This is a genomic window from Kitasatospora sp. NPDC087315 (assembly GCF_044744345.1).
GTDB lineage: Bacteria > Actinomycetota > Actinomycetes > Streptomycetales > Streptomycetaceae > Kitasatospora.
In genome coordinates this window covers 116,936-131,295 of sequence record NZ_JBIUYD010000019.1, presented here as the reverse complement: position 1 = coordinate 131,295, position 14,360 = coordinate 116,936, and the positions used below count along the sequence as shown (strand labels likewise).

Annotated in this window: 6 protein-coding genes and 1 pseudogene; 5 read left to right on the top strand and 2 right to left on the bottom strand. The window is 72.2% G+C overall.

Features of this window, described 5'->3' with window-relative positions; translation table 11 throughout:
- The first annotated feature begins 144 nt into the window (after positions 1 to 144).
- Entirely contained in the window at positions 145 to 2,355 is a 2,211-nt protein-coding gene (glgX, locus tag ACIO5D_RS25880; protein WP_363604876.1) for a glycogen debranching protein GlgX, read from the top strand.
- A 125-nt stretch (positions 2,356 to 2,480) separates the two neighbouring features.
- Here glgX and ACIO5D_RS25875 read toward each other — a convergent pair.
- Positions 2,481 to 2,630 (bottom strand): annotated as a pseudogene (locus ACIO5D_RS25875) (Crp/Fnr family transcriptional regulator); the annotation flags it as partial.
- 336 nt (positions 2,631 to 2,966) lie between these two features.
- Between ACIO5D_RS25875 and ACIO5D_RS25870 the strand changes: the two are divergent.
- Together ACIO5D_RS25870 and ACIO5D_RS25865 are read left to right on the top strand one after the other, a co-directional pair.
- Complete coding sequence (locus ACIO5D_RS25870) at positions 2,967 to 4,904, top strand: ABC transporter ATP-binding protein (protein ID WP_363604875.1); 1,938 nt, start codon at positions 2,967 to 2,969, stop codon at positions 4,902 to 4,904.
- Positions 4,901 to 6,880, top strand: a complete 1,980-nt coding sequence (locus tag ACIO5D_RS25865; protein WP_400798074.1) for an ABC transporter ATP-binding protein — start codon at positions 4,901 to 4,903, stop codon at positions 6,878 to 6,880. Before ACIO5D_RS25870 ends, ACIO5D_RS25865 begins: the two co-directional genes overlap by 4 nt.
- A 49-nt stretch (positions 6,881 to 6,929) precedes the next feature.
- Here ACIO5D_RS25865 and glgP read toward each other — a convergent pair whose 3' ends face one another.
- Positions 6,930 to 9,632, bottom strand: coding sequence for an alpha-glucan family phosphorylase (gene glgP / locus ACIO5D_RS25860; protein ID WP_400798071.1), 2,703 nt, complete (start codon positions 9,630 to 9,632; stop codon positions 6,930 to 6,932).
- Positions 9,633 to 10,667: 1,035 nt separating this feature from the next.
- On the opposite strand from glgP, the gene ACIO5D_RS25855 reads away from it, so the two are divergent.
- Positions 10,668 to 12,638, top strand: coding sequence for an alpha-1,4-glucan--maltose-1-phosphate maltosyltransferase (locus tag ACIO5D_RS25855; RefSeq protein ID WP_400654782.1), 1,971 nt, complete (start codon positions 10,668 to 10,670; stop codon positions 12,636 to 12,638).
- Positions 12,635 to 14,359 carry a maltose alpha-D-glucosyltransferase gene (gene treS / locus ACIO5D_RS25850; RefSeq protein ID WP_363604869.1) on the top strand — a complete coding sequence of 575 codons (1,725 nt, stop codon included), beginning with the start codon at positions 12,635 to 12,637 and terminating at the stop codon, positions 14,357 to 14,359. Before ACIO5D_RS25855 ends, treS begins: the two co-directional genes overlap by 4 nt.
- Position 14,360 lies beyond the last annotated feature (1 nt).

The following is a 14,360-nucleotide window of genomic DNA, read 5'->3' as shown; positions in this document are numbered from 1 at the left end:
GGAGGCCGCGAAAACCCCACACCCGTGGCCGACGCCGAACGGCCATCCGCCGGTAGGCCACCGTTCAGCGGCTTCCGATCAGCAGGATCAGGGAACAAGGAAGTGAACGGGGTCCGGGACACCCCGCTCAGGGAGGGTACGGCCATGGCGTCAGGGCAGGAGCTGGAAGCCGCAGCACGGCCGCACGGCGGGCCCGCCGCCGAGCCACCGTGGCCGGGCAGCTGGCAACCGCTCGGCGCCCGCTTCCGCACCGACGCCCACGGCCGGCGGGGCACCAACTTCGCGCTCTGGGCGGCCGGCGCCGAGGCCGTCGAGCTCTGCCTCTTCGACGAGGACGGCCAGGAGAGCAGGCACCCGCTCACCGAGCAGAACTTCCAGACCTGGCACGGCTTCCTGCCCGGCGTCCGGCCCGGCACCCGCTACGGCTTCCGCGTCCACGGCCGGTGGGACCCGTGGACCGGCGCCCGGTGGAACCCGGCGAAACTGCTGCTCGACCCGTACGCCCGGGCCATCGACGGCTGTTACACCTCCCACGACTCCGTCTGCGGCGCCGTCCGCAACTGGCCCGAGGCCGACGTGGCGGACACCGTCCGGGACAACCGCGACTCGGCCCGGTACGTGCCCAGGTCCGTGGTCGTCCACGACGACGACGACTGGTACGACGACCACCGGCCCAAGACCCCGTGGGCCGAGACCGTGCTCTACGAACTGCACGTCCGCGGCTTCACCATGCGGCACCCCGGGGTGCCGCCCGAGCTGCGCGGCACCTACGCGGGCCTCGCCCACCCGGCCGCGATCGAGCACCTGACCGGCCTCGGCGTCACCGCCGTCGAGCTGCTGCCCGTCCACCAGCACGCCTCCGAGGACCACCTCCAGGCGCGCGGACTGGTCAACTACTGGGGCTACAACACCATCGGCTACTTCGCCCCGCACGCCGGCTACTCCGCCGCCGGCGGGCGCGGCGGCCAGGTCGGCGAGTTCAAGCGGATGGTGCGCGCGCTGCACGCCGCCGGGATCGAGGTGATCCTCGACGTGGTCTACAACCACACCGCCGAGGGCGCCGAACTCGGCCCCACCCTCTCGCTGCGCGGGATCGACAACTCCGGCTACTACCGCCTCCCGCCGCACCGCGCCCGCGGCTACGCCGACTACACCGGCTGCGGCAACACCCTGGACACCCGGCGGCCCCAGGTGGTCCGGCTGATCACCGACTCGCTGCGCTACTGGGTCACCGAGATGGGCGTGGACGGCTTCCGCTTCGACCTCGCCGCCGCACTCGCCCGGGGCGCCGACGGCGTGGACATGGACCACCCCTTCCTCGCCGCCGTCTCCCAGGACCCGGTCCTCAGCCGGGTCAAGCTGATCGCCGAACCCTGGGACGTCGGAGCGGGCGGCTACCAGGTCGGCAACTTCCCGCCGCTCTGGGCCGAGTGGAACGACAAGTACCGCGACACCGTCCGGGACTTCTGGCGCGGCGCCCGGCCGGACGTCCGCGAACTCGGCTACCGGCTCTCCGGCTCCTCCGACCTCTACCAGCGCGGCGGGCGGCGCCCGTACGCCTCGGTCAACTACATCACCGCCCACGACGGCTTCACCCTGCGCGACCTGGTCTCCTACGACCGCAAGCACAACGAGGCCAACGGCGAGGCCAACCGGGACGGCACCGACGACAACCGCTCCTGGAACCACGGCGCCGAGGGCGAGAGCACCGACCCCGCCGTCACCGCCCTGCGGCAGCGCCAGCTGCGCAATCTGATGGCCACCCTGCTGCTCTCCACCGGTGTCCCGATGATCACCGCCGGGGACGAGTTCGGCCGCACCCAGGGCGGCAACAACAACGCCTACTGCCAGGACAACGAGGTGAGCTGGCTGGACTGGTCGCTGCTGGACGACCCGGCCCCGCGCGAGCTGCGCGAGCTCACCGCCCGGCTCGTCCGGCTGCGCCGCGCCCACCCGGTGCTGCGCCGGCGGGCGTTCTTCTCCGGCCGGGCCCCCGCCCCCGGCGGCCGGCCCGACCTGGCCTGGTTCACCCCGCTGGGCAAGGAGATGACGGAGGCCGACTGGTTCGCCCCGACGGCCTGCCTCGGCATGCTGCTCTCCGGCGCCGCGACGGCCGAACGCGACCCGTCCGGCCGCCCGTTGCAGGACGACAGCTTCCTGCTGCTGCTCAACGCCGGCCCGGAGCCGCTGCCCTTCACCCTGCCCGGCGAGCCCTGGACCGCGCCGCAGACGGCGTACGAGACGGTGCTCGACACCACCGCGGACGCGCCCGCACCCACGTGCCGCCCGCAGGACACCGTGCTGCTGGGCGGGCACTCGCTCCAGCTGCTGCGCACGCCCGCGGCCGGCGACTGATCAGACCTTGTCGGCGACGATCATCAGGTAGTGGAAACTCCCCTCCTTGCAGGTAGTGCCCGTCGATCCGGCTGACCGCCCTGGGCCGCAGACCCATCACGTCGTCGGAACAGCCGGTGACGCAGACGTAGCGGCCGGCGCGAGCCGATCTCCTGCATCTGCGGTACGGACCTGGTCGTGGTGGCGAGATTCTTCGCCGCCTCGACACTGAGGCTCTGCTGGGTCCGGGCCCGGGGGCCCGCCGCTCCTGGAGCCCGCTCGGTCGTGACCGTCATCGTCCTTCCTTCGTCAGCATAGTGACTTTCCGTCAGAAGTTGTCATCGGGTGGCTGCGGAGTGCACACGAGAGGCGCACGAAGCATGGCGATATGCACCATTCGCCACACGCGCCCCTCAAGGCAGCACGCGCCCCGCCCGTCCGGGTGATTCCGTCCGCCGAGACCGCGCGGGGCCGGTCGGGGCCGGTCCGGGCCCGTCCGGGCCGGGCGGAACCGGGCGGAGCCGGGCAGGCACGCACCCGGATCCGTACGGGTCCGCACAGGTGGCCGGTTCTCGTCGATAGGTCCGAAACCCGGATGAGAAATGACCGGATATCTGCTTACCCTCACCGCGATGGCCGAGAACCTAAACACCCTGCTGCCCGAAGCACCACCACCGCCGGGCCAGCGGCAGGAGGGCCCACCTGGCCTCCAGCCCCAGCAGATCGCACCGACCACACCGACCACACCGACCACCGAGACCGCCGCGCCCGCCGCGCCCGCTCACCGGTCGACGACCCGCTCCCTGCTACGCCTCTGGCCCTACGCCCGGGCGGTCCGCTGGCGGCTGGCCGCCTCGATCACCGCCGCCCTGCTCGCCATGTTCAGCTTGCTTGGCGTCCCGCTGGTGCTCGGCCGGATCGTGGACGGCCCGATCGCCGACCACGACCTCGACGCGCTCTGGCCGCTGGTCGGCCTGCTGCTCGCGCTCGGCCTGGCCGAGGCCGCGCTGTTCTACACCCGCCGGGTGCTCCTGGCCCGCCCGCTGGCCGAGCTGGAGACGGCGATGCGCGGCGACCTCTTCGCCAGGCTCCAGCGGCTGCCGATCTCCTTCCACGACCGTTGGGGCTCCGGTCAGTTGCTCTCCCGGGCCACCTCCGACATGTACACCATGCGGCTGTTCCTGACCTTTCCGCTGGTCTTCCTCATCGTCAACTCGGTGATGTTCCTGGCCGGCACCGCGCTGATGTTCGCCCAGGACTGGCGGCTCGCGCTGATCGTGCTGCTGCCCGCGCTGCCGCTGATCGTGCTGACCCGGCGCTTCGAAGCCGGCTACTCCGGCGCCGCCCGCCTCGCCCAGGACCAGAGCGGCGACCTCGCCACCGTCGTCGAGGAGTCCATCCTCGGCATCCGCATCCTCAAGGCCTTCGGCCGCCACCGCTCGATGACCGAGCGCTTCCACGCGCAGGCCCACGACCTGCGCCGCACCGAGCTGAAGAAGGCCGGTCTGCTGGCCACCCTCTGGGCGGTCGTCGTCGGCCTGCCCGAGCTGGCCCTCGGCTGCGCGCTCGCCGCCGGCGCCTACCTGGTCGCCCACGACGAGCTGAGCGCCGGCGCCCTGGTCGCCTTCCTCTCCACCGCGCTCGCGCAGCGCTGGCCGGTCGAGTCGCTCGGCTGGCTGCTCGCCAGCGCCAACGAGGCCGCCACCGCCACCGACCGCTTCTTCGAGGTGCTGGACGAGCCCGAACCGGCCGACCGGCCCGACCGGCCCGAGCAGGCCGACGCCCCCGGCCGGGAGCCGGGCACCACCGGCGACGGCATCCGGCTCAGCGGCGTCCGCTTCCGCTACCCGGACGCCCCGCCCGACACCCCCGACCTGCTCCAGGGCATCGACCTGCACATCCGCAGCGGCGAGACGATGGCCCTGGTCGGCGCCACCGGCAGCGGCAAGACCACGCTCACCGCGCTGCTCCCCCGTCTGTACGAGGCCACCGCCGGCACCATCACCCTGGACGGCCGCGACATCCGCGAACTGTCCCGGGAGCGGCTGCGCGAACTGGTCTCGGTGGCCTTCGAGGAGCCCACCCTGTTCTCCGCCACCGTCCGGGAGAACGTCCTGATGGGCGCGCCCGGCGCCGACGACGGCCGGCTGGCCGCCGCACTGGCCACCGCCCAGGCCGGCTTCGTCGACAAACTGCCCGACGGAGTGGCGACGGAGGTCGGCGAACAGGGCCTCAGCCTCTCCGGCGGCCAGCGCCAGCGGCTCGCGCTCGCCCGCGCGGTGGTCGGCGACCCGGCCTTCCTGGTGCTGGACGACCCGCTCTCCGCGCTGGACGTGCACACCGAGGCACTGGTCGAACGGGCACTGCGCCAGGTGCTCGGCTCCACCACCGCCCTGGTGGTGGCCCACCGGCCGAGCACCGTCCTGCTCGCCGACCGGGTCGCCGTCCTCGCGGACGGCCGGATCGAGGCCGTCGGCACCCACCACGAGCTGCTGCGCTCCTCGGCGCGCTACCGCGAACTGATGTCGGGCGAGGCCGCCCTCGTACCGAAGGGGAGTCCCGCCCGATGACCACCACGATCGAGCCCACCGAACGGGCCCAGAAGAGCCGGCCGGCCGAGGACGAGCTGCCGCCCCCGGTCGACGAGGAGGACATCCCCGTCCCGCCGGGCGCGCCCCGGGCGCTGCTGCGCTCACTGCTCGGCCCGCACCGGGCCCGGGTCACCATCGCGATGGTGGTGATCCTGGTCCAGCAGGCCGCTCTGCAGTCCGGCCCGCTGCTGGTCGCCATCGCGATGGACCGGGGCGTCCCGGCCCTGCGCGAGCACGACGCCGGCCCGCTGGTCGCGGTGGTCACCGCCTATCTCTCCTGCGCCGTGCTGAGCACCGTGCTGCAGTGGGCGTTCATCAGGATCAGCGCCCGGGTCAACCAGGACATCCTGCTGGACCTGCGCGGCCGGATCTTCCGCCACGCCCAGCGGCTCAGCCTCGACTTCCACGAGCGCTACACCTCGGGCCGGATCATCTCCCGCGCCACCAGCGACGTGGACGCCCTGCGCGAGCTGCTCTCCGAGGGCCTCCAGGAACTGCTGACGGTCTCCCTCTCGGTCTTCTACATCTCGGTGCTGCTGCTGGTGATGGACTGGCAGCTCGGCCTGGTCTCGCTGCTCTCGTTCCTGCCGCTCTGTCTGATCGCCCGCTCGTTCCGGGTCCGCTCGCGCCGGGTCTACCGCCGCTCGCGCACCTCGGCCGCCTCGGTGATCGTGCGCTTCACCGAGACCATGAACGGCATCCGCCCGGTGCAGGCGTTCCGCCGCGAGCGGGCCAACGACGCCGCCTTCGCCGAGGTGAACCGGCAGTCGGCCACCGCCACCGCGGACGGCCTGCTGGAGATCGCCCGCTACGTCGGCCTCTCCCGCACCGTCGCCAACGTCTGGACCGCCGGCGTGGTCCTGCTCGGCGCCTTCCTGGTCACCGACGGCGCGGTGGAGCTGGGCGTGCTCACCGGCTTCGTCCTCTACCTGCACCGGCTCTACGAACCGATCGACCAGCTGGCGATGTTCCTGAACAACTACCAGTCGGCCGCCGCCGCCCTGGAGAAGATCTCCGGCCTGCTCGCCCACGAGCCGACCGTCGCCGAGCCGGCCCAGCCCGTCGAGCTGCCCGCCCTGACGGGCACGCGAGGCACCCCGCGCCGAGCCGAAGGGCGCGCCGGCGCCGAAAGCGACGAGCGACAAGCGACCGACGGAGGAGGGAGTGCCGGAGCGAGGAACGTCGGCGCCGGATCCGAGCGCCCGGAGGCGAGCGCGCGAGGCAGGGAAGTGCGCTTTGAGAAGACCCAGTTCGCCTACCGGACCGGCAAGGAGGTGCTGCCGCCGTTCAACCTGGTGCTGCCCGCCGGGCAGACGGTGGCCGTGGTCGGCGCGACCGGTGCGGGCAAGTCGACGCTGGCCAAGCTGCTGGCCCGGTTCTACGACCCGACCGACGGCCGGATCACCCTGGACGGCGTGGACCTGCGTGACCTCGCCACCGCGGAGCTGCGGCGCGGCGTGGTGATGCTGACCCAGGAGTCCTTCCTCTTCTCCGGCACCGTCGCCGAGAACATCGCGATCGGCCGCCCCGGCGCCACCCGCGAGGAGGTCGAGCAGGCCGCCCGGGACATCGGCGCCCACGAGTTCATCGCCGCGCTGCCGGACGGCTTCGACACCGATGTGCGCAAGCGCGGCGGGCGGATCTCGGCCGGGCAGCGCCAGCTGGTCGCCTTCGCCCGAGCTCTGCTGGCCGACCCTGCCGTGCTGATCCTGGACGAGGCCACCAGTTCCCTGGACGTCCCGGGCGAGCAGGCCGTCCAGCGGGCGATGCGCACCGTGCTGGCCGGGCGGACGGCCGTGATCATCGCCCACCGGCTCTCCACCGTGGAGATCGCCGACCGGGTGCTGGTGATGGACGAGGGCCGGATCGTGGAGGACGGCACCCCGCAGGAACTGATCGACGGCTCCGGCCGCTTCGCCGAACTGCACCAGGCCTGGCGGAACAGCCTGGTCTAGGAGGGTGGGGAGACCGTGTCGGTCTCCCCACCCCACCGTCAGGGCATCATCAGCGCAGCAGCCCCGCGTCCATCCCCGCGGACTCGGCCGGCAGCGTGACCAGGCCCAGCTCGGCCGGCGAGGCCAGGCCCGGATGGGCCGGCAGCACCCGGACGGTGTAACCGAACGGGCCGGTCCGGCAGAGCTCCAGCGAGCCCTCGTACCGGGTGCGGCCGTCCAGGTCCGGGCCGCCCACCGGCTTGAGCGCGAGCAGGCAGGCGTCCGAGATGCCGTCCGACTCGTCCACCCGCCCGGACACCACCTGCACCTCGACGTCGTCCGGCTCCAGCGTGCCCAGCGCGACCTGCACCCGCAGCGCCAGCGCACTGCCCAGTTCCTGCGCCTCGTCCCGGTTCTCCGCCTCGACGTGCTCGACCCGGACGGCCGGCCAGGCCTCGCGGATCCGGGCCTTCCAGCCGGCCAGCACGCGCGCCCCGGCGTACGGGCCCTCACCCGGACGGGCCGCCGCCAGCTCCCGCTGGGCCAGCGCCGCCGGGGCGTACAGCCGCTCGACGTACTCACGGACCATCCGCCCGGCCAGCACCTTGGGGCCGAGGGTGACCAGGGTGTGCCGGACCATGGCGATCCAGCGGTGCGGCAGCCCGTCCGCACCGCGGTCGTAGAACCGGGCGGCCACCTGGTTCTCGATCAGGTCGTACAGCGCGGCGGCCTCGATGTCGTCCCGCCGCTCGGCCTCGACGCTCTCCGGGTCGAGCACCCCTCCGGTGCCGTCGGCGGTGGGGATCGCCCAGCCGTTCTGGCCGTCGTACCACTCGTCCCACCAGCCGTCCAGGACGGAGAGGTTGAGGCAGCCGTTGAGCGCGGCCTTCATCCCGGAGGTGCCGCAGGCCTCCAGCGGGCGCAGCGGGTTGTTCAGCCAGACGTCGCACCCCGGGTAGAGGTGCTGGGCCATCGCCATGTCGTAGTCGGGCAGGAAGACGATCCGGTGCCGGACGACCGGATCGTCGGCGAAGGCGACCATCTGCTGGATCAGCCGCTTGCCGCCGTCGTCGGCCGGGTGGGCCTTGCCCGCGACCACGATCTGCACCGGCCGGGTGGGGTGCAGCAGCAGGGCGCGCAGCCGCTCCTGGTCGCGCAGCATCAGGGTGAGCCGCTTGTAGGAGGGCACCCGGCGGGCGAAGCCGATGGTGAGGACGTCCGGGTCGAGCACCGAGGAGACCCAGCCGAGCTCGGCCTCGCCCGCGCCGCGCTGGCGCCAGGAGGTGCGCAGCCGCTGGCGGGCCTCGTCGACCAGCTGGGCGCGCAGGTTGCGGCGCAGCTCCCAGACCTCGGTGTTGCCGATCCGCTCCAGGCCGGTCCAGCGCTTGGCGTCGCCGGTGGTCATGGCGGCCTCGGCGCGGTCGGCGCCGAGTTCGGCGGCGCCGAGCCGGACGACGGCCGGGTCGATCCAGGTGGCGGCGTGGACGCCGTTGGTGACGGAGGTGATCGGGACCTCGGTGACGTCGAAGCCGGGCCAGAGGCCGTTGAACATGGACCGGCTGACCTCGCCGTGCAGGGTGGAGACGCCGTTGGCGCGCTGGGCGAGCCGCAGGCCCATGGCCGCCATGTTGAACAGTTTCGGGTCCCCGCCGCGCCAGGTCTCGGCGCCGAGTGCGAGCACCTGCTCGGCCTGGACGCCGGGCAGGGCGGCGTCGCCGCCGAAGTGGCGGGCGACCAGCTCGCGGTCGAAGCGGTCGATGCCGGCCGGGACGGGGGTGTGGGTGGTGAACAGGGTGCCGGCCCGGACGGCCTCCAGGGCGGCGGCGAAGTCGAGCCCGGGGCCGGCCGCGTCGTCGGCGATCAGTTCGCGGATCCGCTCGACGCCGAGGAAGCCGGCGTGGCCCTCGTTGGTGTGGAAGACCTCGGGCGCGGGGTGGCCGGTGAGCCGGCAGTAGCCGCGGACGGCGCGGACGCCGCCGATGCCGAGCAGCATCTCCTGGAGCAGCCGGTGCTCGCTGCCGCCGCCGTAGAGGCGGTCGGTGACGTCGCGTTCCGCCGGCGAGTTGGCCTCGATGTCGGAGTCGAGCAGCAGCAGCGGGACGCGCCCGACCTGGGCCTTCCAGACGTGCGCGGCCAGGGTGCGGCCGCCGGGCAGGGCGAGGTCGATCCGGCAGGGGGCGCCGTCACTCTCCCGGAGCAGGCTGACCGCGAGTTCGTCCGGGTCGAGCAGGGGGTAGCGCTCCTGCTGCCAGCCGTCCCGGTTGAGGGACTGGCGGAAGTAGCCGTGCCGGTAGAACAGGCCCACGCCGATGATCGGCACACCCAGGTCGCTGGCGGCCTTGAGGTGGTCGCCGGCCAGGATGCCGAGACCGCCGGAGTACTGGGGCAGCGCGGCGGCGATGCCGTACTCGGGCGAGAAGTAGGCGATGGCGGCGGGCAGCGGGGTGCGGACGGCCTGCTGGTCGTCCCCGGGCGGGGAGCTCTGGTACCAGCGCGGGCCGGTCAGGTAGTCGCGCAGGTCCTCGGTGAGGTCGCCGAGCCTGCGCAGGAAGCGCCGGTCGGTGGCGAGTGCGGCGAGCCGGGCGGCCGGGACCTCCCCGAGCAGGCGCACCGGGTCCTCACCGGACGCGGCCCAGACCTCCGGGTCCACGGACCGGAAGAGGTCCCTGGTCTCGGGGTGCCAGGACCAGCGCAGGTTGAGGGCCAGCTCGTGCAACGGCTGGAGTTGTTCGGGCAGGACGGTGCGGACGGTGAATCTGCGGATTGCCTTCACGGCGTGAAGCGTAGCCCCGGCAATCGTCATGAGGGTGCGTCAAGTGGGCTATTGGGACTCCGTTCGGCCTATTGATGAGATCGCATTCGGCGCATTGGACTGCACAGGGGGCGCGCGAGGCGCACTTTCCGAGGGAACGCGCTACCAATGCGTGAACGCTGCGGAACAGATCCATTTCCACCGGAGGATCCGCCCCGGACGACGCCCGAAACTACTGTCGTACCGCTGCGAAAACCCTGCCCCCGGTGCGACGATGAACGAAGGTCGTTGATGCTGCGGGGAGTACGGCGAAGGGTGGCGCCCTTCTCGAAGCAGCACGTCCGAATCCTTTTCGCGTTGATCGATCCTCATCCTCCTTAGCCCATTCGGCGCTCGCCGCGCACCGACGCGTGTCCTCCGACTCGGCCTGCTCGTTCACGGGTGGGTCGGGAACCCCCCGGGGTGTCCCCGCAGAGGCGTGCGCCGGGACGCACACGGGTTCCGGGACCTCCCGCCACAGCCTCGGCGGGAGACGGGCAGGTTGCCGGGGACGACGGCGCGGGCAGGCTTCCGGTCGCACGTCCTCCCCACCCAGCAGTCCTCCCGGTACTCCCCTGGCCCGCGCGGCCCGCGGGAGCTGCCGCCGATCTCGGGCAGGAGTTTGGCATGCACGGCGACACGCGGGACCAGTCCACACCGGTGGCCGACACACTCGACGCAGCGGTCGCGGAATCCGCCGGACGGATGGATTCTGACAGTCGGGCAGACACGGCGATGCCGGGGCCCCGAGGGGCCGGGGCCGTCCCTCCGGAACGGGCCGAACCGGCCCGGCACCCGGGGGCCGAGGAGCACCGGGCCGCGGCACCGCGCAGGCGCACCACCACGAAGCGCCGCACCGCCGCCGCCACCGGCACACCCGCCGGGCCGACCGGCGCACCCACCGGCACACCCGCGGCCGGGTCCGCCACCGCGCGGGCCGGTACGCCCGCGAAGGCCGCCCCCCGCAATGCCCCCGTCCGCAAGCCCTCCGCCCGCAAGACGACAGAGAGCGACACCGTGATCGGCCGCATCCCCGTCCTGGACGTCAGCCCCCTCGTCGACGCCGGCCGCCGCCCGGCCAAGGCCGTCACCGGCGAGTCCTTCCTCGTCAGCGCCACCGTCTTCCGCGAGGGCCATGACGCGGTGAACGCCAATGTGGTCCTGCGCGACCCGCGCGGCCGCAGCGGCCCCTGGACGCCGATGCGCGAGCTCGCCGAGGGCAGCGACCGCTGGGGCGCGTACGTCACCCCGACCGCACCCGGCCGCTGGTCCTACCTGGTGGAGGCGTGGAGCGACCCGATCGCCACCTGGCGCCGGACCGCCGCCGTCAAGCTGCCCGCCGGGATCGACACCGCGCTGGTCCTGGAGGACGGCGCCCGGCTGCTGGAGCGGGCCGCCGCCAACGTGCCGAAGAAGGAGGGCCGGGCACACGTGCTGTCCGCCGCCGACGCGCTGCGCGACACCGGTCTGCCGCCGCTCTCCCGGCTGGCCGCCGCGCTCGCCCCGGACGTGCTGGACCTGCTGGCCCGGTACCCGCTGCGCGAACTGGTGAGCGCCTCCCGCCCGCTGCCGCTCCAGGTGGACCGGGAGCGCGCGCTCTACGGCTCCTGGTACGAGTTCTTCCCCCGTTCGGAGGGCGCGGTGGTGGACCCGAACGGCGTCGAGCCGCCGGTCTCCGGCACCCTGCGGACCGCCGCCGAACGGCTGCCGGCCGTCGCCGCGATGGGCTTCGACGTGGTCTACCTGCCGCCCGTCCACCCGATCGGCCGAGCCTTCCGCAAGGGCCCGGACAACACCCTGACGGCCGGTCCGCACGACGTCGGCTCACCCTGGGCGATCGGCTCGCCGGAGGGCGGCCACGACGCCGTCCACCCGGACCTCGGGACCATCGAGGACTTCGACCACTTCGTCGCCGAGGCCGAGGCGCTGCACCTGGAGGTCGCGCTGGACTTCGCGCTCCAGTGCTCCCCCGACCACCCGTGGGTGAACAAGCACCCGGAATGGTTCAGCCACCGGGCCGACGGCACCATCGCCTACGCCGAGAACCCGCCGAAGAAGTACCAGGACATCTTCCCGGTCAACTTCGATCAGGACATGGATGGAATCGTCAAGGAAACCATCCGCATCCTCCACTTCTGGATGGCCCACGGGGTGCGGATCTTCCGGGTCGACAACCCGCACACCAAACCGGTGGTGTTCTGGGAGAGGGTACTCGGCGACATCGCCCGCACCGACCCCGATGTGCTGTTCCTGGCGGAGGCGTTCACCCGGCCCGCCATGATGCACACCCTGGGGAAGATCGGTTTCCACCAGTCGTACACGTACTTCACCTGGCGCAACACCAAACAGGAACTCACCGAGTACCTCACCGAACTCTCCGGTGACGCCGCCGCCTACATGCGGCCCAACTTCTTCCCCAACACCCCGGACATCCTGCACGAGTACCTCCGGACCGGTGGCCGGGCGGCGTTCGCGATCCGCGCCGTCCTGGCCGCCACCCTCTCCCCCAGCTACGGCGTCTACGCCGGCTACGAGCTGTACGAGAACGAGCCGGCCCACCCCGGCTCCGAGGAGTACCTGCACTCGGAGAAGTACGAGCTGCGCCCGCGCGACTGGACCCGGACGGACACCCTCGCCCCGCTGCTCACCGTGCTGAACCGGCTGCGCCGCCGGCACCCCGCCCTCCAGCAGCTGCGCGGCCTGCACTTCCACCCCACCGACAACGACCAGGTGCTCGCCTTCTCCAAGACCGCGACCACGCCCGAGGGCCTCACCGACCACGTCATCACCGTGGTCAACCTGGACCCGCACCACGCCCAGGAGGCCACCGTCACGATCGCCCTCCCGGGCCGTGAGGCGGACGTGCCGTTCACGGTGCACGACGAGCTCACCGGCGCCGCCTACACCTGGGGCCGGCACAACTACGTCCGGCTCGATCCCTCTGCCGAGCCGGCTCACCTCCTCACGGTTCGGAGGAACCCAGCGTGACAGTGAACGAGCCCGTCCCCGACACCTTCCCCGAGACCTCGAAGAAGAACCTGGACCCGGAGTGGTTCAAGCGGGCGGTCTTCTACGAGGTGCTGGTGCGGTCCTTCCAGGACAGCAACGGCGACGGGATCGGGGACCTCAAGGGGCTCACGTCCAAGCTCGACTACCTGCAGTGGCTCGGGGTCGACTGCCTCTGGCTGCCCCCGTTCTTCGCCTCGCCACTGCGCGACGGCGGGTACGACGTGGCCGACTACAAGTCGGTCCTGCCGGAGTTCGGCGACCTCGCCGACTTCATGGAGTTCGTCGACGCCGCGCACGCCCGCGGCATGCGCGTGGTCATCGACTTCGTCATGAACCACACCAGCGACCAGCACCCGTGGTTCCAGGCCTCCCGGGAGGACCCGGACGGCCCGTACGGCGACTTCTACATGTGGGCCGACGACGACAAGCAGTACCCGGACGCCCGGATCATCTTCGTCGACACCGAGAGCTCCAACTGGACCTACGACCCGGTGCGCAAGCAGTACTTCTGGCACCGGTTCTTCTCCCACCAGCCGGACCTCAACTACGACAACCCGCGGGTCCAGGACGAGATGATCGCCGGGCTGCGGTTCTGGCTCGACCTCGGCATCGACGGCTTCCGGCTGGACGCGGTGCCGTACCTGTTCGCCCGCGAGGGCACCAACTGCGAGAACCTGCCGGAGACGCACGAGTTCCTCCAGCGGGTCCGCAAGGAGATCGACGCCAACTACCCCGACACCGTGCTCCTCGCCGAGGCCAACCAGTGGCCGGAGGACGTCGTCGACTACTTCGGCGACTTCGGCTCCGGCGGCGACGAGTGCCACATGGCCTTCCACTTCCCCGTCATGCCGCGGATCTTCATGGCGGTCCGCCGGGAGTCGCGCTACCCGGTCTCGGAGATCCTCGCCAAGACCCCGCGCATCCCGCACGGCTGCCAGTGGGGCATCTTCCTGCGCAACCACGACGAGCTGACCCTGGAGATGGTCACCGACGAGGAGCGCGACTACATGTACGCGGAGTACGCCAAGGACCCCCGGATGCGGGCCAACGTGGGCATCCGCCGCAGGCTCGCCCCGCTGCTGGAGAACGACCGCAACCAGATCGAGCTGTTCACCGCCCTGCTGCTCTCCCTGCCGGGCTCGCCGGTGCTCTACTACGGCGACGAGATCGGCATGGGCGACAACATCTGGCTGGGCGACCGGGACGGCGTCCGCACGCCGATGCAGTGGACGCCGGACCGCAACGCGGGTTTCTCCTCCGCCGACCCGGGCAGGCTCAGTCTGCCGCCCATCATGGACCCGGTGTACGGCTACCAGGTGACCAACGTCGAGGCGCAGCAGAGCAGTTCGAGTTCGCTGCTGCACTGGACGCGTCGCATGATCGAGATCCGCAAGCTCAACCCGGCGTTCGGCCTCGGCACGTACACCGAACTGCCCTCCAGCAACCCCGCCGTGCTGGCCTTCGTGCGCGAGCACGAGGGCGACCTGGTCATGTGCGTGAACAACTTCTCCCGGTTCGCGCAACCGACCGAACTGGACCTGCGGCAGTACGGAGGACGGTACCCGGTCGAGCTGATCGGCGGGGTGCGCTTCCCCTCGATCGGCGAGTGGCCGTACCTGCTGACCCTCGCCGGGCACGGCTTCTACTGGTTCCAGCTCCGGCAGCCCCCGCGCCTGAGCGGGACCAGGCGGTCGAAGTAAC